This is a genomic window from Streptomyces callyspongiae, from assembly GCF_047200695.1.
Classification (GTDB): Bacteria; Actinomycetota; Actinomycetes; order Streptomycetales; family Streptomycetaceae; genus Streptomyces.
In genome coordinates this window covers 86,653-111,941 of record NZ_JBJZOM010000006.1, presented here as the reverse complement: position 1 = coordinate 111,941, position 25,289 = coordinate 86,653, and the positions used below count along the sequence as shown (strand labels likewise).

General features: G+C 72.1%; 23 protein-coding genes and 1 tRNA gene. 13 read left to right on the top strand and 11 right to left on the bottom strand.

Translation table 11 applies throughout. From position 1 onward, the window contains the following. Positions 1–79 precede the first annotated feature (79 nt). The 4 genes from ACL06G_RS07480 (at position 80) to ACL06G_RS07465 (ending at position 3,813) form a co-directional block, all read left to right on the top strand. Positions 80–2,335, top strand: coding sequence for an ATP-dependent DNA helicase UvrD2 (locus ACL06G_RS07480; RefSeq protein ID WP_412835610.1), 2,256 nt, complete (start codon positions 80–82; stop codon positions 2,333–2,335). A 342-nt stretch (positions 2,336–2,677) separates the two neighbouring features. After that, positions 2,678–2,995, top strand: a complete 318-nt coding sequence (locus ACL06G_RS07475; RefSeq protein WP_412835609.1) for a hypothetical protein — start codon at positions 2,678–2,680, stop codon at positions 2,993–2,995. Positions 2,996–3,130: 135 nt separating this feature from the next. Continuing rightward, the gene (locus ACL06G_RS07470) at positions 3,131–3,493 is read left to right on the top strand and encodes a WhiB family transcriptional regulator (RefSeq protein WP_412835608.1); all 363 of its coding nucleotides are present in this window, start codon (positions 3,131–3,133) and stop codon (positions 3,491–3,493) included. Continuing rightward, positions 3,490–3,813, top strand: coding sequence for a putative WhiB-interacting protein (locus ACL06G_RS07465; RefSeq protein WP_412784503.1), 324 nt, complete (start codon positions 3,490–3,492; stop codon positions 3,811–3,813). Before ACL06G_RS07470 ends, ACL06G_RS07465 begins: the two co-directional genes overlap by 4 nt. Before the next feature lie 67 nt (positions 3,814–3,880). Here ACL06G_RS07465 and ACL06G_RS07460 read toward each other — a convergent pair whose 3' ends face one another. Beyond that, the gene (locus ACL06G_RS07460) at positions 3,881–5,275 is read right to left on the bottom strand and encodes an ABC1 kinase family protein (protein WP_412835607.1); all 1,395 of its coding nucleotides are present in this window, start codon (positions 5,273–5,275) and stop codon (positions 3,881–3,883) included. Positions 5,276–5,306: 31 nt separating this feature from the next. Continuing rightward, positions 5,307–6,428 (bottom strand): ThiF family adenylyltransferase, encoded by a 1,122-nt coding sequence (locus ACL06G_RS07455; protein WP_412835606.1) that lies wholly within the window; start codon positions 6,426–6,428, stop codon positions 5,307–5,309. Between the two features lie 245 nt (positions 6,429–6,673). Here ACL06G_RS07455 and ACL06G_RS07450 point away from each other — a divergent pair, with 245 nt between their 5' ends. Further along, on the top strand, positions 6,674–7,231 hold the full coding sequence (locus ACL06G_RS07450; protein WP_412784500.1) for a M48 metallopeptidase family protein: 558 nt from the start codon (positions 6,674–6,676) through the stop codon (positions 7,229–7,231). 28 nt (positions 7,232–7,259) lie between these two features. On the opposite strand, the gene ACL06G_RS07445 is transcribed toward ACL06G_RS07450, so the two are convergent. Both ACL06G_RS07445 and ACL06G_RS07440 read right to left on the bottom strand, forming a co-directional pair. After that, positions 7,260–7,787, bottom strand: coding sequence for an NUDIX domain-containing protein (locus tag ACL06G_RS07445; RefSeq protein WP_412835605.1), 528 nt, complete (start codon positions 7,785–7,787; stop codon positions 7,260–7,262). Next, positions 7,784–9,244 carry a zinc-dependent metalloprotease gene (locus ACL06G_RS07440; RefSeq protein ID WP_412784498.1) on the bottom strand — a complete coding sequence of 487 codons (1,461 nt, stop codon included), beginning with the start codon at positions 9,242–9,244 and terminating at the stop codon, positions 7,784–7,786. Before ACL06G_RS07440 ends, ACL06G_RS07445 begins: the two co-directional genes overlap by 4 nt. A gap of 197 nt (positions 9,245–9,441) precedes the next feature. Here ACL06G_RS07440 and ACL06G_RS07435 point away from each other — a divergent pair, with 197 nt between their 5' ends. The 4 genes from ACL06G_RS07435 (at position 9,442) to ACL06G_RS07420 (ending at position 12,637) form a co-directional block, all read left to right on the top strand. Beyond that, a complete protein-coding gene (locus ACL06G_RS07435; RefSeq protein ID WP_412784497.1) occupies positions 9,442–10,536 on the top strand; it encodes an SDR family oxidoreductase in 1,095 nt (364 codons plus the stop codon). A gap of 77 nt (positions 10,537–10,613) precedes the next feature. Beyond that, positions 10,614–11,072 carry a molybdenum cofactor biosynthesis protein MoaE gene (locus ACL06G_RS07430; protein WP_412784496.1) on the top strand — a complete coding sequence of 153 codons (459 nt, stop codon included), beginning with the start codon at positions 10,614–10,616 and terminating at the stop codon, positions 11,070–11,072. A gap of 243 nt (positions 11,073–11,315) precedes the next feature. Then, a complete protein-coding gene (locus ACL06G_RS07425; RefSeq protein WP_412784495.1) occupies positions 11,316–11,510 on the top strand; it encodes a hypothetical protein in 195 nt (64 codons plus the stop codon). Between the two features lie 26 nt (positions 11,511–11,536). After that, positions 11,537–12,637: a YlbL family protein gene (locus ACL06G_RS07420; RefSeq protein ID WP_412835604.1), complete on the top strand. Its 1,101-nt coding sequence runs from the start codon at positions 11,537–11,539 to the stop codon at positions 12,635–12,637. Positions 12,638–12,649: 12 nt separating this feature from the next. Here ACL06G_RS07420 and ACL06G_RS07415 read toward each other — a convergent pair whose 3' ends face one another. Continuing rightward, a complete protein-coding gene (locus ACL06G_RS07415) occupies positions 12,650–13,222 on the bottom strand; it encodes a PPA1309 family protein (protein ID WP_412784493.1) in 573 nt (190 codons plus the stop codon). A 112-nt stretch (positions 13,223–13,334) separates the two neighbouring features. On the opposite strand from ACL06G_RS07415, the gene ACL06G_RS07410 reads away from it, so the two are divergent. From ACL06G_RS07410 to ACL06G_RS07400, 3 genes are all read left to right on the top strand, one after another. Next, complete coding sequence (locus tag ACL06G_RS07410) at positions 13,335–16,238, top strand: UPF0182 family membrane protein (protein ID WP_412835603.1); 2,904 nt, start codon at positions 13,335–13,337, stop codon at positions 16,236–16,238. A gap of 181 nt (positions 16,239–16,419) precedes the next feature. Next, the gene (locus tag ACL06G_RS07405; RefSeq protein WP_412784492.1) at positions 16,420–18,114 is read left to right on the top strand and encodes a tetratricopeptide repeat protein; all 1,695 of its coding nucleotides are present in this window, start codon (positions 16,420–16,422) and stop codon (positions 18,112–18,114) included. Positions 18,115–18,255: 141 nt separating this feature from the next. Further along, positions 18,256–18,329 (top strand) — tRNA-Met (locus ACL06G_RS07400). Between the two features lie 104 nt (positions 18,330–18,433). On the opposite strand, the gene ACL06G_RS07395 is transcribed toward ACL06G_RS07400, so the two are convergent. Beyond that, positions 18,434–18,856 carry a Fur family transcriptional regulator gene (locus ACL06G_RS07395; RefSeq protein WP_412784491.1) on the bottom strand — a complete coding sequence of 141 codons (423 nt, stop codon included), beginning with the start codon at positions 18,854–18,856 and terminating at the stop codon, positions 18,434–18,436. Positions 18,857–18,991: 135 nt separating this feature from the next. On the opposite strand from ACL06G_RS07395, the gene ACL06G_RS07390 reads away from it, so the two are divergent. Further along, positions 18,992–20,458 carry a catalase gene (locus ACL06G_RS07390; RefSeq protein WP_412784490.1) on the top strand — a complete coding sequence of 489 codons (1,467 nt, stop codon included), beginning with the start codon at positions 18,992–18,994 and terminating at the stop codon, positions 20,456–20,458. Positions 20,459–20,513: 55 nt separating this feature from the next. Here the strand turns inward: ACL06G_RS07390 and ACL06G_RS07385 are convergent, their stop codons facing one another. The 5 genes from ACL06G_RS07385 to ACL06G_RS07365 all read right to left on the bottom strand — a co-directional run bounded on the left by ACL06G_RS07385 (position 20,514) and on the right by ACL06G_RS07365 (position 25,237). Next, a complete protein-coding gene (locus ACL06G_RS07385; protein ID WP_412784489.1) occupies positions 20,514–20,924 on the bottom strand; it encodes a CBS domain-containing protein in 411 nt (136 codons plus the stop codon). A 186-nt stretch (positions 20,925–21,110) separates the two neighbouring features. Further along, positions 21,111–21,905, bottom strand: coding sequence for a histidinol-phosphatase (hisN, locus tag ACL06G_RS07380; protein ID WP_412784488.1), 795 nt, complete (start codon positions 21,903–21,905; stop codon positions 21,111–21,113). A 136-nt stretch (positions 21,906–22,041) separates the two neighbouring features. Beyond that, positions 22,042–23,079: a ribosome small subunit-dependent GTPase A gene (gene rsgA, locus ACL06G_RS07375; RefSeq protein ID WP_412784487.1), complete on the bottom strand. Its 1,038-nt coding sequence runs from the start codon at positions 23,077–23,079 to the stop codon at positions 22,042–22,044. 13 nt (positions 23,080–23,092) lie between these two features. Beyond that, positions 23,093–24,469, bottom strand: coding sequence for a 3-phosphoshikimate 1-carboxyvinyltransferase (aroA, locus tag ACL06G_RS07370; RefSeq protein WP_412784486.1), 1,377 nt, complete (start codon positions 24,467–24,469; stop codon positions 23,093–23,095). Positions 24,470–24,523: 54 nt separating this feature from the next. Continuing rightward, positions 24,524–25,237, bottom strand: coding sequence for a M50 family metallopeptidase (locus ACL06G_RS07365; RefSeq protein ID WP_412835602.1), 714 nt, complete (start codon positions 25,235–25,237; stop codon positions 24,524–24,526). Positions 25,238–25,289: the final 52 nt, after the last annotated feature.

Sequence of the window (25,289 nt, the reverse complement as noted above, 5' to 3'; positions counted from 1 at the left end):
CGGCGGATGGTCACACCGCGGCGGTCCGGCTGTGGACAACCTACCCGGGGCGTTCCGCGGAGCTGGCAGCATGGTCCGGGTGACTGCACCGACCGACGGCACCCTGTTCTCCGAACCCGACCGCACCGCGGCCCGCCCCGAGCACGTCGAGCCGCCGCGGGACGCCGACGCCGTGCTGGAGGGTCTCGACCCCGAGCAGCGCGAGGTCGCGACCGCGCTGCGGGGCCCGGTGTGCGTCCTGGCGGGCGCCGGCACGGGCAAGACCCGCGCCATCACCCACCGGATCGCCTACGGGGTACGGGCCGGGGTACTGCCGCCCTCCGGCATCCTCGCCGTCACCTTCACCCACCGCGCGGCGGGAGAGATGCGAGGCCGGCTGCGCCAGCTCGGAGCGACGGGCGTCCAGGCACGCACCTTCCACTCCGCGGCGCTGCGGCAGCTCCAGTACTTCTGGCCGCGGGCGGTGGGCGGCGAGCTGCCGCAGCTGCTCGACCGGAAGATCCAGCTCGTGGCGGAAGCGGCCGCCCGCTGCCGCATCCGCCTCGACCGGAACGAGCTGCGCGACGTCACAGGCGAGATCGAATGGTCCAAGGTCACCCGGACCGTCCCCGACGACTACCCCGCGATGATCGCGAAGTCGCCGCGCGAGGCTCCCCGCGATCCGGCCGAGACCTCCCGCGTGTTCGCCGCCTACGAGCAGCTGAAGCGCGACCGGTCGGTGATCGACTTCGAGGACGTGCTGCTGCTGGCCGTCGGCGTCCTCCAGGACCGCCCCGACGTCGCCGACACGGTGCGCCGGCAGTACCAGCACTTCGTCGTCGACGAGTACCAGGACGTCAACCCGCTCCAGCAGCGGCTGCTGGAACTGTGGCTGGGGGAGCGCGAGAACCTGTGCGTCGTGGGCGACGCCAGCCAGACCATCTACTCCTTCACCGGCGCCACCCCGGACCACCTGCTGGACTTCCGTACCCGCCACCCCGACGCCACGGTCGTGAAACTCGTCCGCGACTACCGTTCCACTCCGCAGGTGGTGCAGCTCGCCAACGGGCTGCTCGGTCAGGCCCGCGGTCGCGCCGCGCAGCACCGGCTCGAACTGGTCTCGCAGCGGGAACCCGGCCCGGACCCGGTCTACACCGAGTACGCCGACGAACCGGCCGAGGCCGAAGGCACGGCCCGCCGTATCCGGGAACTGCTGGACTCCGGGGTCCCGGCCAGCGAGGTCGCGGTGCTCTACCGGGTGAACGCGCAGTCCGAGATCCACGAGCAGGCCCTCGCCGACGCCGGAGTGCCCTACCAGCTGCGCGGCGCCGAGCGGTTCTTCGAACGCCCGGAGGTCCGCGAGGCGGGCGTCGCGCTGCGCGGTGCCGCACGCGCCGGCGGCAACGACGCCCTCCTCGACGAGGCCGTCGACCTGCCCTCGCAGGTGCGCGCCGTGCTCGCCTCGCGCGGCTGGACGCCGGATCCGCCCGCCGGCTCCGGTGCGGTGCGCGAGCGCTGGGAGTCCCTCGCCGCACTCGTACGACTCGCCGAGGACTTCGCCCGGGCGCGTCCGGGAGCCTCGCTCGCCGAACTCGTCGCGGAACTCGACGAGCGGGCGCGTGCGCAGCACGCCCCGACCGTCGAGGGCATCACCCTCGCCTCCCTGCACTCGGCGAAGGGCCTCGAATGGGACGCGGTGTTCCTGGTGGGGCTGACCGAGGGCATGATGCCGATCGCGTACGCCAGGACCGACGAGCAGGTCGAGGAGGAGCGCCGCCTGCTGTACGTCGGCGTCACCCGGGCACGGCGTCACCTGAGTCTGTCCTGGGCGCTCTCCCGCACGCCCGGCGGCCGGGGCGGCCGTCGCCCGAGCCGGTTCCTCTCCGGGCTGCGGCCCGGCTCTGCCGCGCCCGGTGGCGGGCCCGGCGGAACCGGTGGGGTCGAGCGGGGTGCGGGCCGCTCCCGCCGGAAGCGCGGCCCGGTGCGCTGCCGGGTGTGCGGCCGCACGCTGACCGATCCCGGCGAACTCAAGCTGATGCGCTGCGAGGGGTGCCCGTCCGACCTGGACGAGGCGCTCTACGAACGGCTGCGCGACTGGCGGGCGGAGCGGGCCAGGGACCTGGGGCAGCCGGCGTACTGCGTCTTCACCGACAAGACGCTGCTGGCCATCGCCGAGGCCGTGCCGGACGACGAGGGCGGGCTCTCCCGCATCTCCGGGGTCGGAGCCCGGAAGCTCCAGCGCTTCGGGGCGGACGTGCTCGCCCTGTGCGCCGGCCAGGACCTCGCGGGTGAGGCCCCGACCGGCGGTGCCGAACCGCCGGAGGGCGAAGGTACCGGGGAATCCGAGGGAAGCTGACCGCGCCGTGTCCGCGGGGCGGACCGGCGGTCCGGCGAACTGCCGAGGGCCACGGGCGCGTTCGGCGCGCGCAGGGCGTGTGCCGGCGGGCGGGAAGCCTGCCGGGAGCAGGACACAGGAGGGCATAGCGGACGCACCCGACCCGCCCGGACGGTTTTCCCGACGGAAGCCGGAAAATAGTTTGCGCGGGTGCAGTGGGGCCCCATAGCCTTCCGGTCATGGATGCGAAGGGGGCTTTCCGCTCCCATCCGTTCATGCTGTACTGAATCCTGAACATCCGGATCCCGAGTCGGCCCGTCGAGTCGGCCAGGATCCCCGAGACGCCGAGAGGAGGCGAGCCCAGTGATCAGCATCATCGACACCATTCCGACGACCGACCGCTCGGCCGTCTCCCCGTCCCTGCTCGGCTCCCGCCTGCGCGGCACCGGCATGCCCCACACCGGTGTCCTCGCTTCCCTCGTCTCCGGGATCGAGGGCAATGGCCGGTGCCAGCAGGTCGGCGCCACGCGACCGACCGGGGCACCCGCGGTAGCAGCACAGGCACAGGCAGCCGCCTATGCCTGCGGCTTCACCGCCGCCGGTGCCGGCGCAGGTCGCCAGAAGAAGCAGCACCTCACGTGGGCCTTCCGTGGCCACGAACCCTGGAGAGATCCAGCCTGATCGGCACGATCAGGTCGGCACCTTCCAGGGCCGCGGAACCCACACCGGGATCCGCGGCCCTTCTGTTTGCCCCACTGCCCGGCCACCAGCCGGACCGCACAGACGACAGACACGACCCACAAGGAAGAACCGCCAGTGCCTCTCGACACGCACGCGTCGTCACCGACCACCGACCTGATCCCGCCCGCTGCCACGGAGGACTCCTTGACCGCCCCGCTCATCACGCTCACCGAGCTCGACAACGCCATCGAAAGGCTCGGCGTGTCGGTGCCCTGCCGCTCCTACGATCCGGAGGTCTTCTTCGCCGAGGCCCCCGCGGACGTCGAGTACGCCAAGTCGCTGTGCGGTACCTGCCCGCTGCGTCAGTCCTGCCTCGCCGGCGCCAAGGACCGCCGCGAGCCCTGGGGCGTCTGGGGCGGCGAACTCTTCGTCCAGGGTGTCGTGGTACCGCGCAAGCGGCCCCGTGGACGTCCCCGGAAGAACCCGGTCGTGGCATGAGCACCCAGGGCACTCTCGATCACCCGTCGACGCGCGATCCGCAGCCGCGTCACCTCTCCGAGCTGGATCCGACGATGAAGAACACCTCCACCGACCACATCTCCCGCCGTGCCGGACACACCGCGCACCGCACCACGAAGAGGAACCGACAGATGCACCTCATGCCCGAATCCATGGCCAGGGCCCATATGGAGTCACGCCTCTACGAGGCCGAGTCCGAACAGTGGGCGCTGCGGGTGCGTCAGGCCCGACGCCTGCAGCGCCGCGCCGAGCGCGCCTCCCTGCGAGCCCGCAAGGCGGTGGCCCGCCTGGTCATGTGAGCCACGCCCGCCGGGGGCCGGGGCGTGACAGCCCCGGCGCCCGGCCGTCCTTCCGGCCCTGCAGCCCTCATGCCCGGGCGTCGGCGACATCGTGAGGCGGCTCGACTCCGGCGGAGTCCGACGGGGCGAAGCCGGGGACCCAGTCCGCCATCTCGTCCCGCAACCGCACGGACGCACCGAGCTGGCAGAGCACCCCGATCGTGCTCAGCGTCACCCGGTGGATCAACAGGTACGAGGGCGGCAGATTCAGCTGCCGGCCCAACTGGTGCGCAGGTGACCGCGGATCGGCAATCCGCGCCGCCTGCTCCCGCATCCAGGCACGGCTGAAACCGAACGTCTCCACACGGGCCGGTTCGATGATGGGATCCAGATAGTCGAGCACCGACTCCGGCTCCAGCTCGACGCTCTCCCGCACGAACCCCTCCTCGCGGAGCAGCCCGTACACCGCCTCCGCGTCACCGTCGAGCGCCAGGCGCAGCGCGGACCCGATGGTGGGCGGCAGGCCCTCCGGGAGCCGGTCCACGGTCCCGAAGTCCAGCACCCCCAGCCTCCACCGCTCCACAGACGCCTCCGTGCCGTCGGGACCCTCCGGGAGGAGCCGGAAGTTGCCCGGATGCGGATCGGCGTGCAGCAGGCCGGTCCGCTCGGTCGCGGAGAACAGGAACCGCGCCAGCAGCTGCCCGGCACGGTCGCGTTCCTGCTCGGTGCCCTCCGCGATCACCTCGGCGAGCGGCACGCCCTCCATCCATTCGGTGACCAGCACCCCCTCGCCCTGGTGCACCACGTCGGGCACCAACACGTCCGGATCGTCGGCGAACTCCCGCGCATAGGCGCGTTGCGCCTCCGCCTCCAAGGCGTAGTCCAGCTCCTCGCTGACCCTCGCCCGCAGTTCGGCGATCAGCGGCTTGACATCCATCCCCGGGACGAGCGGGCCGAGCAGCAGCGCGAAGCGCCCCAACTGCCCGAGATCCGACAGCAGCGCCTCTCCCGCCCCCGGATACTGCACCTTCACGGCGACCTCACGGCCGTCGTGCCATACGGCCCGGTGGACCTGCCCGATGGAGGCCGCAGCCGACGGCTTGTCCTCGAACTCGTCGAAATACGCACGCCAGTCCGGCCCCAGGGCCTCCGCGAGGACGCCGTGCACGGTGCCCGCAGGCAGCGGCGGAGCCGCCTCCTGGAGCTTGGTCAGCGTCGCCCGGTACGGACCGGCGAGATCCTCGGGCAGGGCCGACTCGAACACGGAGAGCGCCTGCCCGAACTTCATCGCGCCCCCCTTCAGCTCCCCGAGCACCCGGAACAACTGGTCGGCGGTGCGCTGCTGCAGCTCGCTGCCGACCAGATCGGCGGAGTAGCCACCGATCCGCTTGCCCAGGCTCCAGGTCGCGCGGCCGGCGAATCCCAGTGGCAGTGCGGCCAGTTTCGCGGTGCGAGTGACCGCCCTGCGGGGAAGATCAGACATGCGCCCTCCAACTCCCGGACCGTGTGCAGCCCTACACGGTCATTGTGTCCTGCGCGGGCACGCGTGCCGAGGGTGGTGTGCCGGACGCGTCCCCCGCCGCCCCGCAGGGGCAGTCGCGGTGCGGTGCGAAGGTCTCGTGCTCCGTGAGCAGATGAGGCAGTGCCAGGCAGGTGCGCGAGCCGGCCCCCGGACTGCCGTCGCCGTCGAGGAAGCTCAGCACGTGGCAGGCGGTGATGCCCGCGACCGCCGTGGCGAGGGCGGCGTCGCAGGCACCCACGCCGTTCCCCCGGCGAGCCGGGGTACGCCACTGCGCGGCCATCAACGCCCAGGACGGCTCCGCATCCGCGCGCGACCGCAGCAGACACTCGGCGCACGGCGACGCTCCCGGCAGCACCAGCGGCCCCACGAACCCGGTGCTCTCCAGCACTCCCGTGTACAGGTGCGGCGTGCCCGTGCGCAGGAGCTGCTCCGCGGCCGACGGGTCCGGCGCCCAGGCCTGCAGCGGATCGCGGGGCGCGAGGACCACCAGCCCGGTGCCGTCCCTGTCCCTGAGCGCGGACGCGGCAGGGCGCCGCGACCAGGGGCGGGCCCCGGCAACGGCGCGCCGCGCGGCGTCCTCCCGCCGCTCCCCGCACTCCCCGGCAGGGATGCCGCCCGGGAGTGCCTCCCACGGCTCCACCCGCCCGCGGTCGACGACGTCGACCTGCCCCACCCCTGCCGCGGACAGCAGGACGGCGACCGCAGCACCGACCCGGCCCGCGCCCTGCACCCGTACCCGCGCCGTCCGCCGGGCCGCCAACCGGCGCGGCGCCCCGCCGGGTTCCCGGTGCACGGCGGACAGCGAGGCGAGGTCCGCGCGCAACCGGTCCGCGGAGAGACCGGCCACCTCCCGGTGAGGTCCGGCGTCGTCGAGCACGCCCGCCGCCGCCAGCCGCTCCAGGAGCCCGTCGGCTGCGGCAGCAGGCAGGCCGAGCCGGTGCGCCTCCTCGCGCAGGCGCGGCACGCTGCGGGTGCCGTCCAGGAGGTCCAGGAAGGCCGCGGTGGCGTCCTGGACCGGTTCCAGCAGTACGGCGTGCGACGGGGCCACGCCGTACTGCACCGTGCGACGGTCGCGCCAGCAGCGCCGCAGTGCGGGCTTGATCAGGGGGAGCATGGCCTCAGCATGCACGGTGGACGGGATCGCCGTAGCGGGTTGTCCACAGGCTGGGGGTGATCGTCGTACCGCAGCACTGTCGAAGCTCCCCCGTACCGTCCGTTGATCCGCAGTGTTCGCCTCGGCCCGGGTCGGAGCGGCCGGTTCTGCTGCTCGATGTACTGCTTCACGATGCTGAAGCCCGGACCTTCAGTGCCGGTTCCCGTCGACGCATCCCGACGGGACCGGCCGGGTACCCTCTCCACGTGCCCGTCGAGCCGCTGAACAGCACCAGAGCCGGCAGAGGCGCGGTCGAAGTACGCCGCAGCACCCGCCGACGCAGAACGGTCTCCGCCTACCGGGACGGCGGCCGTACCGTCGTGCTGATCCCGGACCGGATGTCCGCGGCCGAGGAGGAGCGGTGGATCCAGATCATGCTGGACCGCCTGGCGGCGCAGGAGAGCAGGCGCGTACTCGACGGGAGCGCCCTCGCCACCCGCGCCGCGGACCTGTCCGAGCGGTACCTGCATGGCAGGGCCCGCCCGGCCTCCGTCCGCTGGGTCACCAACCAGAACACCCGCTGGGGGTCCTGCACGCCCGCGGAGGGCAGCATCCGGCTCTCGCACCGCCTGCAGGGCATGCCGCCCTTCGTGGTCGACTACGTGCTGCTGCACGAACTCGCGCACCTGCTCGTTCCGGGCCACGGCCCGGAGTTCTGGCGCCTCCTGGAGGCCTACCCGCGCACTGAACGCGCGCGGGGCTACCTGGAGGGTGTCGCCGCCGCGGGCCGGCTGCCGCACTTCCCCGCCGAGCCGAGCGACTGAGCGGGAGCGGCCCCGGCCACCCGGCGCGTCAGCGAAGGCGGTGCAGCGCCGCCTCGGCCAACCGCTGCACCGAGGTGTCGACGACATCCCCGACCTCGTCGAAGCGGAACCACTGCAGATCGAGCGATTCCGCGCTCACGGTCCCGACCGCCCCGCGCGGCGCGCGCACCACGTACTGCACGTCCAGGTGCCACGCGCACGGCGTCTCGTGGCGGTCCAGCCGCACCGGCCCGCCGACCCGTGTCAGTCCGCCGATACCGGACTCCTCCTCCGCCTCCCGGAGCGCGGCCTCCGCGAGACCCGCGTCGCCGGGTTCGCAATGGCCGCCCGTCTGGAGCCACATCCGCAGCTTGCGATGCAGGGTCAGCAGCACGCGCTCGCCCGCGGCGTCCACCACCAGCGCGCTCGCCGTGACGTGTCCGTCCGCGCACGCCTTCCACATGCCGTCCGGGAACGACGCCAGATGGTCCAGGTAGGACAGCCGCAGCCGTTCCTGCGACTCGTCCGGTGCCGTCCACTCCTTCAACGTGCGGACCGCGTCCGCGTGGAGGCTCACTTCTCCCCGTCGGAGTCGTCGCCGGTCTCGCGCTGCTCCGCCGCGTCGCCGAGCATCTTGTCCAGCTCCGAGAAGTCCGCCTGCTCCCGGTGCACGAAGCCGTCGGGGTCGTCCAGGTCGCTCGCCGTCGGCAGCATGTCCGGGTGCGCCCACAGGCCGTCCCGGCCCTCCGGGCCGCGCGCGTCCGACAGGGAGGCCCAGAGCCTGGAGGCGTCCCGGAGCCGCCTGGGGCGCAGCTCCAGACCGATCAGGGTGGCGAAGGTCTGCTCCGCCGGACCGCCCGAGGCGCGGCGACGGCGCAGCGTCTCGCGGAGCGCGTCAGCGCCCGGCAGGTGCGGTTCGGCCGCCGCGTGGACGACGGCGTCGACCCAGCCCTCGACGAGCGCCAGCGCCGTCTCCAGCCTGGCCAGAGCGGCCTTCTGCTCCGGGGTGTCCTCCGGCTGGAACATGCCCTGCTGCAGAGCCTGCTGCAGTTCCTCGGGGTTCTGCGGGTCGAACCGGCCCACGACGTCCTCGAGCTTGGAGGTGTCGACCTTGATGCCCCGCGCGTATCCCTCGACCGCTCCGAACAGGTGGGAGCGGAGCCACGGCACGTGCTGGAACAGCCGCTGGTGCGCGGCCTCCCGCAGCGCCAGGTAGAGGCGCACCTCCTCCTGCGGCACTCCCAGTCCCCGGCCGAACTTCTCGATGTTGTGCGGCAGCAGGGCGGCCTTGCCGGAGGGCCCGAGCGGCAGGCCGATGTCGGTGGAACCGACCACCTCACCGGCGAGCACGCCGAGCGCCTGGCCGATCTGGGTGCCGAACATCGCCCCGCCCATGGACCGCATCATGCCGAGCAGCGGGCCGGCCATGGCCTGCATCTCCTCGGGCAGCACGTCGCCCATCGCGGCGCCGACGCGCTCGGCCACCGGGTCGACGAGGTCCTTCCATACGGGCAGCGTCTCCTCGACCCACTCGGCCCGGCTCCACGCCACCACCGAGCCCGCCCCGGAGGGCAGCGACGTCGCGCCGTCCAGCCACAGGTCCGCCAGGCGCACGGCCTCCTCGACCTCGCCGCGCTCGGTCGGACCCACGCTGCGGTCCTTGTCCCGGCTGTCCCGGCCCTCCTGGCCGTCCGGGGCGACCGGACCGTCCTGCACGCCCTGCGCGACCGTCTGCCGGGCGATGTCCTTCGCCATGTCCCAGTTCACCGGCCCGCCCTCGTAGGAGAGCATCCGGCCGAGCCGCTGGAACGCTGCCCCGAGGTCGTTGGGGTCGAAGCCGCCGGATCCTCCGGCGCCGCCGAGCGACCCGAACATCGCGGCCAGCGGGTTGGCGGCGTCGCCCGCTCCTCCGCCGAAGCCGAACGGGGTGTCCGGACCGCCCCGGTCCGACCCCCCGCCCTGCTTCTTCCTGCCCTCGTCCCCGTCCTCGGGCTCCTCGGAAGGTACGCCGAATCCGAACGGATTGTCACTCACGGTTTCCTCGGCTCTGTCTCGTCGGACGGTTCGCTGATGCCTGGCACGTCAGCGAGGCGCACAGCACCTCGCCCGTACGCCGCGTACGGTCTCTGGTGATCCGTCGCGATCTGATGGGCTCCACCTCCAGCCTAGACATCCGTCAGGCAGGATGGAGCTGCGCACCTCGTACCAGAAACAACCGCGGGAGACACCCGGTGAGTTCCTCCGAGACCGACGTTCGCGCAGCGCGAACCCCCGTCGTCGCCGTCACCGGCGCGGCTTCGGGCGTGGGCGCGCTGCTCACCGAGCGGCTCGCTGCATCTCCCGAGGTCTCGCAGGTCATCGCGTTGGACGAGCGGCGCGGCGACGCGCGGAACGTCCAGTGGCACACCCTGGACGTCCGCGATCCGGCACTCGCCGACCGGCTCCGGGGCGAGCACCGTCCGGTGGACGTCGTGGTGCACCTCGCACTGGACCTCGATCTCGAGTCGGATCCGGCAGCTCGGTCCGCCTACAACGTGCGAGGAGCCCAGACGGTACTCACCGCCGCCGCCGCGGCGGGGGTGCGCCGGGTGGTGCTGTGCACCTCGGCGATGGTCTACGGCGCGCTGCCCGACAACGAGGTGCCGCTCGCGGAGGACGCCGAGCTGCGGGCCACCGCGGAGGCCACGGGGCTGGGCGACTTGCTGGAGATCGAGGACCTCGCCCGCCGGGCGCCGCGGGCGCACCCCGGACTCAACGTCACCGTGCTGCGGCCGACCGTCCTGGTGGGCGGGACGGACACCGCGCTCACCCGCTACTTCGAGTCGCCGCGGCTGCTGGTGGTGGCCGGATCGCGGCCGTGCTGGCAGTTCTGCCACGTGGAGGACCTGGTCGGCGCGCTGGAGTACGCGGTGCTGGAGAAGGTCGACGGGGAGGTGGTGGTCGGCTGCGACGGCTGGCTGGAGCAGGAGGAGGTCGAGGAACTGAGCGGCATCCGGCGGATGGAACTGCCGTCGGCGGTCGCGCTCGGTACGGCGTCCCGGTTGCACCGGCTGGGCATCACGCCGTCGCCGGCCGGTGATCTCGCCTACACGATGCACCCCTGGGTGGTCAGCGGCAGCCGGCTGCACGACGCGGGCTGGCGGCCGGGCTGGACGAACGAGGAGGTGCTGGCCGAGCTGCTGGACGAGGTGGCGGGCCGCCACACGGTCGCCGGCCGCCGGCTGGGTCGCAAGGACGCCACGGCCGCGGGCGCCGCGGGTGCCACGGTCGCCCTCCTCGGCGCCGCTGCGGTCGTACGGCGGGCGCGCAAACGCCGGGGCGTGTGAGCCGGGGAGCGGGGGATGCACCCGCCGCCGGCGGGTGGCGTGCTCCGGCCGCGGGCCGGTAGGGCAGCATGAGCGGCATGGCACAGAGGAACGACCATCCCGGCGAACAGGCCGCTGCCGCACCGATTCGGCTCCTCGCCGTGCGGGAGACCCCGCTGTCGGTCGACGAGGTCTTCGGCGCCGTAGGGGACGCCTCGGCGGGCGGCACCGCCCTCTTCGTGGGGACGGTCCGCGACCACGACGGCGGCACCGATGTCGCTCGACTGGGCTATTCCGCCCATCCGACCGCGGAGGCCGAGCTGCGGCGGGTCGCGGAGAGGATCGCCGCCGACTTCCCCGTCCGCGCGCTGGCGGCCGTCCACCGGGTGGGCGATCTGGAGGTGGGGGACCTGGCGGTGGTGGTCGCCGTCTCCTGCCCGCATCGCGGTGACGCCTTCGCCGCCTGCCGCCGCCTGATCGACGATCTCAAGGCCCGGGTCCCGCTCTGGAAGCACCAGACCTTCACCGACGGCACCGATGAATGGGTGGGCGCGTAGCGCCCTCCTACAGGGGTTGGTGGTCGGGCGACGGGAGGGAGGGTGGGCGCGTAGCGCTCGCTGCCGGGTGGCGACCACTCGGTGCTCTCCTGCTGCGGCGTTCGGTCCCCCTTCGTTCCGCCGAGCGTGTCGCCGTTGCGTAACCCCGCGCCGCCCCCGACCGTTGGAAGCGCCGAGAGTTAATCTGCTCATCAGCCGGCCACTCGGCGGTCGGCCGGGGCACAGCACAGTCGGGAGGACTCGATGGCGGCTCTCCTCTGGCTGCTGATCCCGGTCTTCGGCGGGGTGGTGGCGAGCGTGTGGGGCGGCTGGGCCGCGCGCAGGCGCTCGTCGGTCCCCGACGCGGTCGGGGTGGCCGGGTACGAACGCTTCCGTGCCGCGATGGAGCGCACGAACGCTCTGGACGCCGTCGGCCGTCCGGGCCGGGAAGCGCCCTGAGCGGGACGTCCCGTACTGTCGTACGCATGCCACGCCGCACCGCGACGATGCTCGCGTCCACCCTGTGCCTCATAGCGTTGCTCTGCGCGGCCGTGCTGATCAGGGTTCCGTACGCGGAGATGTCGCCCGGCCCCACGTACAACACGCTGGGCAAGGTCGACGGCAAGCAGGTGCTCAGTTTTCCCGGCCGGAAGATCCCCCACCGCGCGTACGGCGGTCACCTCAACATGACGACCGTCCGGGTGACGGGGTCCGAGTACCGCATGGACCTGTTCACCGCACTGCACGGGTGGCTCTCGGACGACGAGGCCGTGGTGCCGCACGAGGTCCTCTACCCGGACGACGCGTCGGCGGAAGAGGTCGACCAGCGGAACGCCGAGGAGTTCAGCCAGTCCCAGGAGTCCGCGAAGGCTGCGGCCCTCGAGGAACTCGGCGAGCCCGTCACCGCACGGGTGGTGGTGCAGGCCGTGGTGGCGGACGCACCGTCCGAGGGCCGGCTGAACGCGGGTGACGTGATCCGGACCGTGGACGGCGAACGGGTGCGGGAACCGGAGGAGGTCGCCCGGGTGGTGACGCGTCACGAGCCCGGTGAGAGGGTCCGGTTCGGCATCGTGCCGGCGGAGCGCGTGAAGGCGGCGCAGAAGAAGGGCCGCGACGTCGGTTCGCTGCCCGTGGAGCAGGTCACCGTCCCCACCGAGAAGGCGCCGGACGGCCGGGCCATCGTGGGTATCCAGCCGGGCGTCAGCCACACGCTGCCGTTCCCGATCGACATCTCGCTCGCCGACGTCGGCGGTCCGAGCGCGGGCCTGATGTTCGCCCTCGGCATCGTCGACAAGCTCACCCCGCAGGACCGCCTCACCGGCGGTGCCTTCGTGGCGGGCACCGGCACCATCGACGCCTCCGGCCGGGTCGGCCCCATCGGTGGCATAGGGATGAAGACCATCGCCGCGCACGACAAGGGAGCCGAGTACTTCCTCACTCCCGCCAAGAACTGCTCGGCGGCCGCCTCGCACAAGCCCGACGGCCTCACCCTGGTCCGGGTGAAGAGCCTCGGGGAAGCGCTGCAGGAGCTGGAGAAGATCCGCGAGGGCGACACCGCGGACCTCTCCACCTGCCCCGCCGACTGAGCCGCCCCCCGGTCAGCCGGCCTCGGAGAACGTGGCGGCCAGCGCCTCGGCCAGGCCCGGGACCAGCCCGGCGCCGGTCAGCACCTCCGTCGTGGCGTCCTTCTCCCGCAGCCTGACCGCCGACTCCCGGGTGCCGTCGCGCAGCACGCCGACCGTCATCCGGACCTCCTGGCGTTCGGGGTGTTCGGCCACCCAGCGCGAGAGCTGCGCCTCGTCCATGTCCGCGGGTGCCGACTCCTCCGCCGAGGGCGGCAGCATCAGCCGTTCGACCGCGAGTGCGCACCCGGCGACGGCGTCCGGCCAGCCGATGGTGGCCAGGAACTCGTCGAGCGGTGCCCCTTCCGGCAGTTCGTCCTGCTCGACGGGTGTGAGAGCCGGACCGCCGACGCCTTCCTGGTCCGCGCCGACGCCGAGGCGGTCGGCGAGCGAGGGCTCCTCGGCCCGCAGCTGCGCGGTGTCGACCAGGGCGAAGAGACGGGCGGGCTGATCCCAGCCCAGGCCTGCGGCGTACTCGTCGATCTCCAGCACTGCCCTGGTCAGCGGACCGGTGGCCAGGGGTGTGTCGTTCTCAGGGGTGGTGTTCATCCCTCCATCGTGCCTGCGAACACCCCGGAACCGGGAACTGGGTAAAGCTTCGGTAAGTTGCCTCAGTGGGCCCTACGATTCGGGGCCCAGCATCATCCACTGCGATTCAAAGGTGCGCACCTTGGCTTTCCAGATGCCGGACCGGGGCTCCGGGGGTCCCACCGGGCCACGGATCAGAGTGGGCCGACCCTCGAGGCGCGCCCGGACGCTGCTCATGACCGCGGGTGTGCTCGCGGTCCTCGCCATGCTCTTCGTCATGTTCGCCGGGTTCTGGACGGACTGGCTGTGGTACCACTCGGTGGACTACAGCGAGGTGTTCACCACCACGCTGCTGACGAAGATCGGTCTGTTCGCGGTCTTCGGGCTGCTGATGGCCGTTGTGGTGGGCCTCAACATGTGGCTCGCCCACCGGCTCCGACCGCCGCTGAGCGCCATGTCGCTCGAGCAGCAGAGCCTCGACCGGTACCGCATGGGCATCGCTCCGTACAAGAAGTGGATCCTGCTCGGGGCGTCCGCGCTGGTCGGGCTGATCTCCGGTGCGTCGGCCGCCGGGCAGTGGCGCACCTGGCTGATGTGGGTGAACGGCGTCGCCTTCGGGCAGACGGATCCGCAGTTCGGCAAGGACATCTCGTTCTACACCTTCGACCTGCCCTGGTACCGCTTCCTGCTCGGCTTCGGCTTCGCCGCGACGGTGCTCGCGCTGATCACCGCCGGCCTGGTCCACTACCTGTACGGCGGACTGCGGATGTCCAGTCCCGGCGCCCGTGCCACCTCGCAGGCCACGGGGCACCTCTCGGTGCTGCTGGGCGTCTTCGTCGCGCTGAAGGCCGCCGCCTACTGGCTCGACCGGTACGGTCTCGCGGTCAAGGGCAGCGACTTCAAGGCGACGGAGAACTGGACCGGCCTGAAGTACGTGGATGCCAACGCCTACCTGCCGGCGAAGACCATCCTGTTCATCATCGCGATCATCTGCGCGCTGCTGTTCTTCGGCACGCTCTGGCGCCGCACCTGGCAGCTGCCCGTCATCGGATTCGGCCTGATGGTGCTCTCCGCGATCCTCATCGGCGGGCTGTACCCCGCGATCGTGCAGAAGTTCCAGGTCGAGCCGAACGAGCAGGCCAAGGAGACGCCGTACATCAAGAAGAACATCAACGCGACCCGCTCGGCCTACAACATCGCGGACGCCGGGGTGCGGAGCTACTCCGGCACCACCGACGCGGGCGACGAGGAACTGCGGAACGCGGCCAACACCACGGCGAGCCTGCGTCTGCTCGACCCGAACGTCGTCTCGCCGACCTTCCAGCAACAGCAGCAGCAGCGCGGGTACTACGAGTTCCCCGAGACACTGGACGTGGACCGCTACTCCACCGAGAGCGGCCGTGACCAGGACACCGTCGTCGGCCTGCGCGAGATCGACCCGAAGAGTCTTCCCAAGCAGGGCTGGATCAACGAGCACTTCAAGTACACCCACGGCTTCGGCATGGTCGCGGCCAAGGGGACCGAGGTGAACAAGGACGGCGAGCCCGTCTACATCGAGGAGAACCTGCCTCCGAAGGGCCAGCTGGGGACCTACGAACCCCGGATCTACTTCGGCGAGAAGACCACCAAGTACTCCGTGGTGGGCGGCCCGCAGGAGGAGATCGACTACGTCGGTGACAAGGAGAAGACCTACTCCTACAAGGGCAAGGGCGGCATCGAGCTCTCCAACCCGTTCAGCCGGGCCGCGTACGCGGTGAGTTTCAGCGAGCCGCGGATCCTCTACTCGGGGGCGATCGGAGAAGGGTCGCAGATCCTCTACAACCGCACGCCGAAGGACCGTGTCGAGGCGGTGGCGCCCTGGCTGACGATCGACGGCGACCCGTACCCCGCGGTCGTCGACGGGCGGGTGAAGTGGATCGTCGACGCCTACACGACGACGAACAACTACCCCTACTCCTCCCGCACCACGCTGGGCGACACCACCACGGACGCGCTCACCGACAGCCAGCGCTCGGTGGTGACCCAGCAGAACCGGGTCAACTACATCCGCAATTCGGTCAAGGCGACCGTCGACGCCTACTCCGGCGAGGTCGAGCTCTACGAGTGGGACACCGGCGACCCGGTGCTCAAGACCTGGATGAAGGCCTTCCCCGGCACCGTGCAGCCCAAGAGCGACATCGGGCCGGACCTGAAGAAGCATCTGCGCTATCCCCAGGACCTGTTCAAGGTCCAGCGGGAGCTGCTCACCCGGTACCACGTGACGGATCCCGCGCAGTTCTACAGCGGCAGCGAACGCTGGCAGATCCCGGACGACCCGACCAGCGAGGGTACGACGGCGGTGCCGCCGTACTACCTGAGCATGCAACTGCCGGGAGAGAAGCAGCAGACGTTCTCGTTGACCACGACGTTCAACCCCGTCGAACGCAAGGCCCTGAGCGCCTTCATGGCGGTCGACGCGAACGCGACGAGCGCGAACTACGGCAGGATCGACATCCTGAGACTGCCGTCGAACACCACCGTGCCCGGGCCGCAGCAGGTGCAGAGCAACATCAACTCCGACCCGGAGATCGCCGACGACCTCAACATCCTCAAGCGGGGCGACTCGACGATCACCTACGGCAACCTGCTGACGGTCCCGATCAAGGGCGGCCTGCTGTACGTCGAGCCGGTCTACATCGAGGGCGCCAACACGAGCTATCCGCGCATGCGGAAGGTCGTCGCCGTGTTCGGTGAGCGCGTCGCCTTCGAGAACACGCTGCCCGAAGCGCTCAACGAGGTGTTCCAGACCGACGGCGGAGGCATGGGCCAGGGCCAGGACCAGGGCCAGGGCCAGGGCCAGGACGGTGGTCAGCAGCAGGACACCGGAGGATCCACCTCGCCCTCCCTGCAGCAGGCCCTCCAGGACATCGAGGACGCCTACAGCAGGAGCGAGGAGGCGTTCCGCAAGGGCGACTGGGAGGCCTACGGCAAGGCGCAGCAGGACCTGAAGGAGGCCATCGCGAACGCGGCCGAGGCACGGCAGGGCACGACCTCCTGACCGGAAGTACGAAGAAGGGCCCGGAGTCAACGACTTCGGGCCCTTCGCTTGTGAGGGGGAGTTCTCCGGACCGGAGTTTGGGAGGTCGTCGTGTCGGGAAGTCGACAAACCGCTGAAGTGACCTCACGGGCTGCCGTATTTGAGGTGTACGCGGGTTGCGGGTGGTGCGACGATGGGGCTTATGGGGGACAACGTCAGGCTTGCAGGGGTGGAAACGGGAACCGGGGGCGGAGGCGTCCAGGACGCCGCCGCACTGAGTGTGATGGGGGCGCAGCTGCTGCGCCGGGGGGATCTGGACGCCGCCGAGCCGAAACTCCGTGCCGCCACCGCCGCCGGTGATCGCGCGGCGGCGAACAACCTGGGAGTGCTGCTGCACCAGCGCGGCTACGCCGAGGAGGCCGCGGGCTGGTGGCGTGTCGCCGCGGTCGCCGGATCCGCTGCGGCAGCCCACGCGTTGGGCCGTCACCACCGGGAGCGGGGCGACGAGCCGGCCGCGCACTACTGGCTGCTCCAGGCCGCGGAATCGGGGCACGCGCTGGGTGCCTACGCACTGGCCGACCTGCTGCATCACCTGGGCGAGGAGGGTGCGGAGCAGTGGTTCCGCGCTGCTGCCGAGCAGGGGCACCGGGAGGCGGCCTACCGTCTGGCCCGGCTCGTGGAGTCCGGGGCGACGGAGGGCCGGGACGACGAGGCGGAGCAGTGGTACCGGCAGGCCGCTGCCCGCGGCCACCGCCAGGCCGCACTGCGTCTGGGCACGATCCTCGAGAGCCGCGGCGAGTGGAAGGAGGCGGGGCGCTGGTACCTGTCCTCGGCGAAGGACGGTGAGCCCCGGGCGGCCTGCGCCCTGGGGTTCCTGCTCCGCGACGCGGGGGACGAGGAGCACGCCGTCGTCTGGTGGCGGCGCGCCGCCGAGAAGGGCGACGGGCACGCGGCCAATGCGCTGGGCGCGCTCCACGCCTCCCGCAACGAACGGCAGGCTGCCGAACGCTGGTACCGTGCCGCGCTCGATGCGGGCGAGGACAACGGCGCGTTCAACCTCGGCCTGCTGTGCGCCGCGCAGGGCCGCACGGCCCAGGCGGAGCAGTGGTACCGGCGAGCCGCATACGCGGGGCATCACGAAGCCGCGAACGCGCTGGCCGTGCTGCTGCTGCAGCGGGGTGACGCGGACGGTGCGGAGCCGTGGTTCTCGAAGGCGGCCGAGGCGGGCAGTGTGGACGCCGCCTTCAACCTGGGAATCCTCCACGCCGGTCGCGGCAACGACGCCGCCGCCCGGCTCTGGTACGAGCAGGCGGCGGCTGCCGGGCACGCGGAGGCTGCCCTGCAGGTCGGCATCGCTCTGCAGAACGAGGGCGACGAGCACGCCGCCGAGCAGTACCTGCGCCGCGCGGCCGGCGGGGGCAGCGTCGAAGGGGCCTTCCGGTTGGGCTCCCTGCTGGACCGCGGCGACCCGCAGGAGCGGACGGAGGCCGTTCCCGGGTATCCCGAGCACGAGGAGTGGTACGAGCGCGCCGCCCAGCAGGGGCACCGCCGGGCGCAGGTCCGGTTGGGGATGTGCGCGGCCGAGCGCGGCGACCTCGTGGAGGCGGCTCGCTGGTACCGCGAGGCCGCCGCGGCGGGAAGCCCGAACGGCGCCTTCAACCTGGGGCTGCTGCTCGCCCGCGAGGGTGGGGAGCCGGAGGCCGCACTGTGGTGGACCCGTGCCGCGGAGGCCGGTCACGGGCGGGCCGCGCTCCGGCTCGCCCTGATGGCGGCACGTCGCGGCGAGCTGGCGGAGGGGCGCACCTGGTGCGCGCGGGCGGTGGAGCTCGGTCCCGCCGAGGTCGCGGAACGCGCCTCGCGGCTGGCGGGCGCCCTCGCCGACGAACTGACCGCCTGACCTGCGGACCGGTGGCCCCGGTGCGTGCCCAGGACTCGTCCGCGCGGTCCTCCCCGTTGCGGGGAGGGTGCCGCGCGGTCGTCCCGCCGGAAGCGATTTGCGCTGCTCGTGGGCTCCGGGCTAGAGTTACCACCACAACGGCGCGGGGTGGAGCAGCTCGGTAGCTCGCTGGGCTCATAACCCAGAGGTCGCAGGTTCAAATCCTGTCCCCGCTACTGATCGAAAGGTCCCGGATTCATCCGAATCCGGGACCTTTCGTCTTTTCCGGGTGAGCTGTGCGCTCCGCCGCGCGGACGCGCCGGCGCAAAGGGGTCGGCTCTCAGGCCGCCGCCGCGGCGCAGTCCGGGCAGAGGCCGCGGAAGGTCACCGTCGCGCCGGCGAGGGTGAAGCCGAAGCGCTCCGCCTCCGGGAGGGAGGTGAGCGGGTCCCCGGTGGGATGGACGTCCCGGATCGCCCCGCACCCGGAGCAGACCAGGTGCTGGTGGGCGTGGCGCGCGTTCGGGTCGTAGCGCTTCGCGCGGCCGTCCGTGCTGACCTCGATGACCTCGCCGAGTGCCACGAGCTCGCTCAACGTGTTGTACACCGTGGCGCGTGCGATCTCGGGCAGCCTGTCGGTGGCGCGCGAGTGCACCTCGTCGGCGGTGTAGTGGACGTGGTCGCCGTCCAGGACTTCGGCGACGACCCGCCGCTGTGCGGTGAGCCGCCAGCCGCGCTCGCGGAGTCGCTGCAGAAGGTCACTCATGGGGACAAGCCTAGCAGCGTCCCGTTCCATGACCAGATCGGGTACGGCTTTCGGCAACTTCTTGACTTGGACAATGTCCAATGTAGGATCGGCGAGCAGTTGCCCGAGGACAGGCCTGAGTTCCAGGAGGCGGATGTGACCACGAAGAACAAGCCCAGCGGCCCGCTCACGACGGAGGCCGGCGCACCCGTCGCTGACAACCAGAACAGCCAGACCGCGGGCGTGGGCGGCCCGGTGCTGGTGCAGGACCAGCACCTGCTGGAGAAGCTCGCGCACTTCAACCGCGAGCGCATCCCCGAGCGCATCGTCCACGCCCGAGGCGCAGGCGCCTACGGAACGTTCACCGTCACCCGGGACATGAGCCGCTACACCCGCGCGGCCTTCCTCTCCGAGGTAGGCAAGGAGACCGAGGTCTTCGCGCGGTTCTCCACCGTGGCGGGCAACCTCGGTGCGGCGGACGCGGTGCGCGACCCGCGCGGCTTCGCGCTGAAGTTCTACACCGAGGAGGGCAACTACGACCTCGTCGGCAACAACACCCCGGTGTTCTTCATCAAGGACGCCATCAAGTTCCCCGACTTCATCCACACCCAGAAGCGTGACCCGTACACCGGTTCCCAGGAGGCGGACAACGTCTTCGACTTCTGGGGCCTCTCGCCCGAGTCCACGCACCAGGTCACGTGGCTGTTCGGCGACCGCGGCATCCCCGCCTCGTACCGCCACATGAACGGTTACGGCTCGCACACCTTCCAGTGGAACAACGCCGACGGCGAGGTCTTCTGGGTCAAGTACCACTTCAAGACCGACCAGGGGATCGCCTGCCTGACCCAGGACGAGGCCGACGAACTCGCCGGGAAGGACCCGGACAGCCACCAGCGCGACCTGCGGGAGTCGATCGAGCGCGGCGAGTTCCCGAGCTGGACGGTCCACGTCCAGATCATGCCCGCGGCCGACGCGGCGCACTACCGCTTCAACCCCTTCGACCTGACCAAGGTCTGGCCGCACGGCGACTACCCCCTGCACGAGATCGGCAGGCTGGAGCTCAACCGCAACCCGCAGAACATCTTCGCGGAGGTCGAGCAGTCGATCTTCTCCCCGCACCACTTCGTGCCGGGTATCGGTCCCTCGCCCGACAAGATGCTGCAGGGCCGCCTCTTCGCGTACGGCGACGCGCACCGCTACCGCGTCGGCATCAACGCCGACCACCTGCCCGTGAACCGTCCGCACGCCGCCGAGGTCCGCAACCACAACCGGGACGGCCTCCTGTACGACGGCCGGCACGCCGGTGCGAAGAACTACGAGCCCAACAGCTTCGGCGGTCCCGCACAGACGGAGATGCCGGTCTGGCAGCCGGTGGAGGTCTCCGGCCGCACCGGTGACATCGAGGCCCCGGCCCACGCCGAGGACGACGACTTCGTTCAGGCGGGCAACCTCTACCGCAAGATGTCGGAGGAGGAGCGGGAGCGGCTCATCAGCAACCTCGCCGGTGCCATGGCGGGCATCACCCACGACCACATCGCCGAGCGGGCCATCGAGAACTTCCGCAAGGCGGACCCGGAGTACGGCAAGCGGCTCGAGGCCGCGGTCCAGGCGCTGCGCGGCTGACCCTCCGGTCCTTCGGGCCCGGACGCCCGACCGGGCGCCCGGGCCCGAAGGCTTCTCAGCCGGGTACGGTCACGTCGTGCTGGTCGGGAATGCCCGACCAGCACCGGACGATGTCCCGGACCGACACCACGCCCACGGGTTCGTGATCGTCGAGCACGACGAGGTGGCGGAATCCGCCGCGCGCCATGGCCCGAGCGGCCTCGTGCAGCGTCCACTGCGGACGGGCGAAGACCACGTCGGTGGTCGTGTGCTCCTGCGCGAGTTCCCGGTCGGGGTCCTGCCCCGCGCCGACGGAGTTGAGGACGTCCCGTTCGGTGAGGATGCCGATGCCGGTGTCGTCCGGATCGAGGACGACGGCGGCGCCGACCCGGCGAGCCGACATCAGCTCGGCCGCCTGTCGCAGCGAGTGGGTGGGGCCGATGGTGAGGATCAGCGTGCTCATGGCGTCCTGGACGAGGGTGGTCATGAGGTGAGCCCCTCTCGGGTCGCGGGGCACCTTGCGAAGGCTTTCACAAGGGCACAAGCTCTCGAGTTCTCATGCTCACACGCGCCGGCGGCCGCGACAAGGGATGGAGCGGAAGCGCCGGAGCGGGAAGCCCCGTCCGGCACAGCCCACCGCTCGACTCAGGCGGTCAGGGAACCACGGCTCGACTCAGGCGGTCAGGGACCGCAGCAGCTCCTCGTGCAGCAGCCCGTTCGACGCCGCCGCGTTGCCGCTGTGCGGACCGGGCTTGCCGTCCAGCCCGGTGAAACGGCCACCGGCCTCCTCGACGATCACGGCGTTCGCCGCCATGTCCCACAGCGACAGCTCCGGCTCGGCGCAGATGTCCACCGAACCCTCGGCGACCATCATGTACGGCCAGAAATCGCCGTACGCCCGCGTCCGCCAGCACGAGCGCGCCAGATCCAGGAAGCCGTCGAACATGCCGCGCTCCTCCCAGCCGGACAGCGAGGAGTAGGCGAACGAGGCGTCCGCGATCCGGTTGACCTGCGAGACCCGCAGCCGCGAGGCCTGCGCCAGGCTGCGTCCGGTGTAGGCGCCGCCCCCGCGCACCGCCCACCACCGCCGGTGGAGCGCCGGCGCGGACACGAGACCCACCACCGGGCGGTCGCCCTCCTCGGTGAACTCGGTCAGGGCGATCAGCGTGGCCCACACCGGGACGCCGCGCACGTAGTTCTTGGTGCCGTCGATCGGATCGATGATCCAGCGCCGCACTCCGTGTCCCTCGGTGCCGAACTCCTCACCCACCACGGCATCCCGCGGCCGGGCCCGTTGCAGCGAGGTGCGGATGAGTTCCTCGGTGGCCTTGTCCGCCTCGGTGACCGGCGTCATGTCCGGCTTGGTCTCCACCTCGAGGTCGAGGGCCTTGAACCTCTCCATGGTCGTGGCGTCGGCGGCGTCGGCCAGGACGTGGGCGAGACGCAGATCATCGTGGTAGTCCGGCATGTGCGAACAGTATCGGCCGCCCCGCGGACCGGCCACACGAGCATGGCCGTCCGGGGGAGCGCGACAACCGGCGCGGTGCCGCAGTCCGTTCTCCGGACGGACGGTGGGACGCCGGGGCACTTCTGCGCGCGGGCGGTCAGTCCCCCTCGCGCGGGTCGCGGGTGGCCAGCAGCCGCCGCAACGACAGCAGCCTGGCGGGGTCCGCGTGCCCCTCGCCCACCCAGGCGTCCAGCGCGCAGTCCGGCTCGTCGTGGCTGCAGGCGCGCGGGCACTCCGCGGTGCCCGGCTCCAGGTCGGGGAAGGCGTGGATGACCCGCCCCGGGTCCACGTGGTGCAGGCCGAAGGACCGGACGCCCGGTGTGTCGATCACCCAACCGTCCCCCGGACCGTCGCCGGACCCGCTGCCGCCGCGGCGCGGGAGCGGCAGGGCCAGCGCCGAGGTGGTGGTGTGGCGGCCGCGGCCGGTCACCGCGTTCACGTCGCCCGTCGCGCGCTGCCGCTGCGGCACCAGCGCGTTGACCAGCGTCGTCTTCCCCACACCGCTGTGCCCGACGAACGCGGTGCTCCTGCCGTACAGCAGGTCGCGGACCCGTTCGGCGGCGTCACCGCCCAGCAGCTCCTCGCGGTTGCTCACCACGTACCGCAGGCCCAGCGGTGCGTACGTCTCCAGCAGCGGCTCGGCCGGGGCCAGGTCCGATTTGGTGAGCACCAGGAGAGGGTCCAGGCCCGCGTCGTACGCGGCGACCAGGCAGCGGTCGATGAGACGGGGACGGGGCTCGGGGTCCGCCAGCGCGGTGACGATCGCGAGCTGGTCCGCGTTGGCGACCACCACCCGCTCGTACGGGTCGTCGTCGTCCGCGGTGCGCCGCAGCACCGACGCACGCTTCTCCACCCGGACGATCCGCGCGAGCGTGTCCTTCGCCCCCGAGAGGTCGCCGACGACGGCCACGCGGTCGCCCACCACGACGCCCTTGCGGCCCAGCTCCCGGGCCTTCATCGCGGTGACCGTGCGCCCGTCCACCAGGACCGTGAGCCGGCCGCGGTCGACCGTGAGCACGAAGCCCTCCACCGCGTCCTCGTGCTTGGGGCGGCGGTGGGTGCGCGGACGGCTGCCGCGGCGCCCGGGCCGCACGCGGACATCGTCCTCGTCGGTGTGCTTGCCGTAGCGGCGCATGGCCCCTCGCCCTCTACGCCGTCGTGCCGGCGGTGCGCGACCCGCCGAGCATCCCGAGCCACAGCTCCGGGAAGTCGGGGAGCGTCTTCCCGGTGGTCGCCATGTTCTCCACCCGCACGCCTTCCACGGCCAGTCCGAGGACCGCGCCGGCCGTCGCCAGCCGGTGGTCGTCGTAGGTGCGGAACACTCCCGCGCGCATCGGCCGTGGCCGGATGCGCAGCCCGTCCTCGGTCTCGGTCACATCGGTGCCCAGCCGCCCCAGCTCGCGGGCCAGGGCCGCCAGCCGGTCCGTCTCGTGCAGGCGCAGGTGCGCCACGCCACGCAGCACCGACTCGGAGTCGGCCAGTGCCGCCACCGCCGCGACTCCCGGGGTCAGCTCGCCGACCTCCCCCAGATCGATGTCGATGCCGTGGACGCGGCCGCTGCCGGTGAGCGTCAGGCCGCGGTCGTCGAGCTCGCAGGAGCCGCCCATCGCTGTGAAGATCTCCCGCAGTGCGTCCCCCGCCTGGGTGGTGCGGCGCGGCCAGTCCGGAACGGTGACGCGGCCACCCGTGACCAGTGCGGCCGCCAGGAACGGCTGCGCGTTGGAAAGATCGGGCTCCACGACCAGGTCGCGACCCAGCAGCGCCCCCGGCCGCACCCGCCACACGTGCGGCTCGCCGCCGTCCTCCGGCGCGTCGACCTGCGCCCCGGCGGCACGGGCCATCTCGACCGTCATCCTGATGTGCGGCATCGAGGGCAGCCGGTCCCCGACGTGCCGGACCTCGACGCCCTGGTTGAAACGCGCACCCGACAGCAGCAGGGCGCTCACGAACTGGCTGGAGGAGGAGGCGTCGATCTCCACCGTGCCGCCGTCCAGCGAGCCGGTGCCGTGCACGGTCAGCGGCAGCGCACCGCGCCCGTCGTCCTCGATGCGGGCGCCGAGGGCGCGCAGCGCGTCGATCACGCCGTGCAGCGGACGCTCGTGGGACCGGGGGTCGCCGTCGAACCGGACCGGGCCGTCGGCGAGCGTCGCGACGGGAGGCAGGAAACGCATCACCGTGCCGGCGTTGCCGACGTCCACCGCGGTCGGCCCGTGGAGGCCCGCCGGGACGATCCGCCAGACCTCCCCGGTTCCCGCGGTGCCGGGGACCGCCGAGGAGCCGGACGGCGTGGTCTCCTCGATCTCCGTGCCCATCGCGCGCAGGGCCGCGGCCATCAGGTCGGTGTCGCGCGAGCGCAGCGGGCGGCGCAGCCATCCCGGCTCGGAGGCGAGAGCGGCCAGCACCAGGCCGCGGTTGGTGACCGATTTCGAACCGGGCACGGTCACGGTCGCGTCCACGGGAGCCGCGGCGGGAGGGGCGGGCCAGAGGGCGGAGTCCGCGTCGGAGCGGCCGGTGGTCTCGGTCATGACCTTCACTCTAGGCGGTCGCGGCAGGACCGCCTCGGCCAGATCCGGGGCGTCTCAGAGGTCGAGCAGCCAGCGTCCGCCGCCCGCGAGCGCACACAGCGAGACGGCGTGGAACAGCAGCAGCCAGAGGGGGGCCGGCACGTGCGTGAGCCGGGAGAGCTGGTCCGCGTCCGAGTCCGGGGCCCCGCCGCGACGGCGCTTGCCCTGGAGTTCGAACACCGGGCGCACACCACCCAGCAGCAGGAACCACACCACCCCGTAGGCGAAGGCGGCCTGCACCTGCGGCCCGGTGAGCCAGGACACCAGGAGGAACGCCCCGCCCGTGACGACGACGGTGAGCACGCCGTACGCGTTCCGGATCATCACGAGCATGGCGATGAGCAGCAGCGTCGCACCCCACAGCAGGAGCGTGATGCGGTGGTCCGCCAGGAGCCATGCGCCGCCGAGCCCGAGCAGCGGGGGAGCGGTGTACCCCGCCGCCGCGGTGAGCACCATGCCGACGCCGTGCGGCTTGCCGCGGGAGACCGTGAGCCCCGAGGTGTCCGAGTGGAGCCGGATCCCGTCCAGGCGGCGCCCGGTGAGCAGCGCCGTGAGGCCGTGCCCGCCCTCGTGCGCGATCGTGATCGCGTTCCGTGACAGCCGCCATATTCGGTGGGGCGCGGTCACCGCGAGCGCGGCCGCCGCCGTGGCGAGTACGACCCACAGCGACGGGTCCGGCTGTGTGCCGAGAACCCGGTCCCCGAGCGCGGCGACGGTGGTGGTGTCCATGCTCCTCCGGTCCTCCCCTGGAGTTTCTGCGCACGGGCCCGGCGTCCTGCGG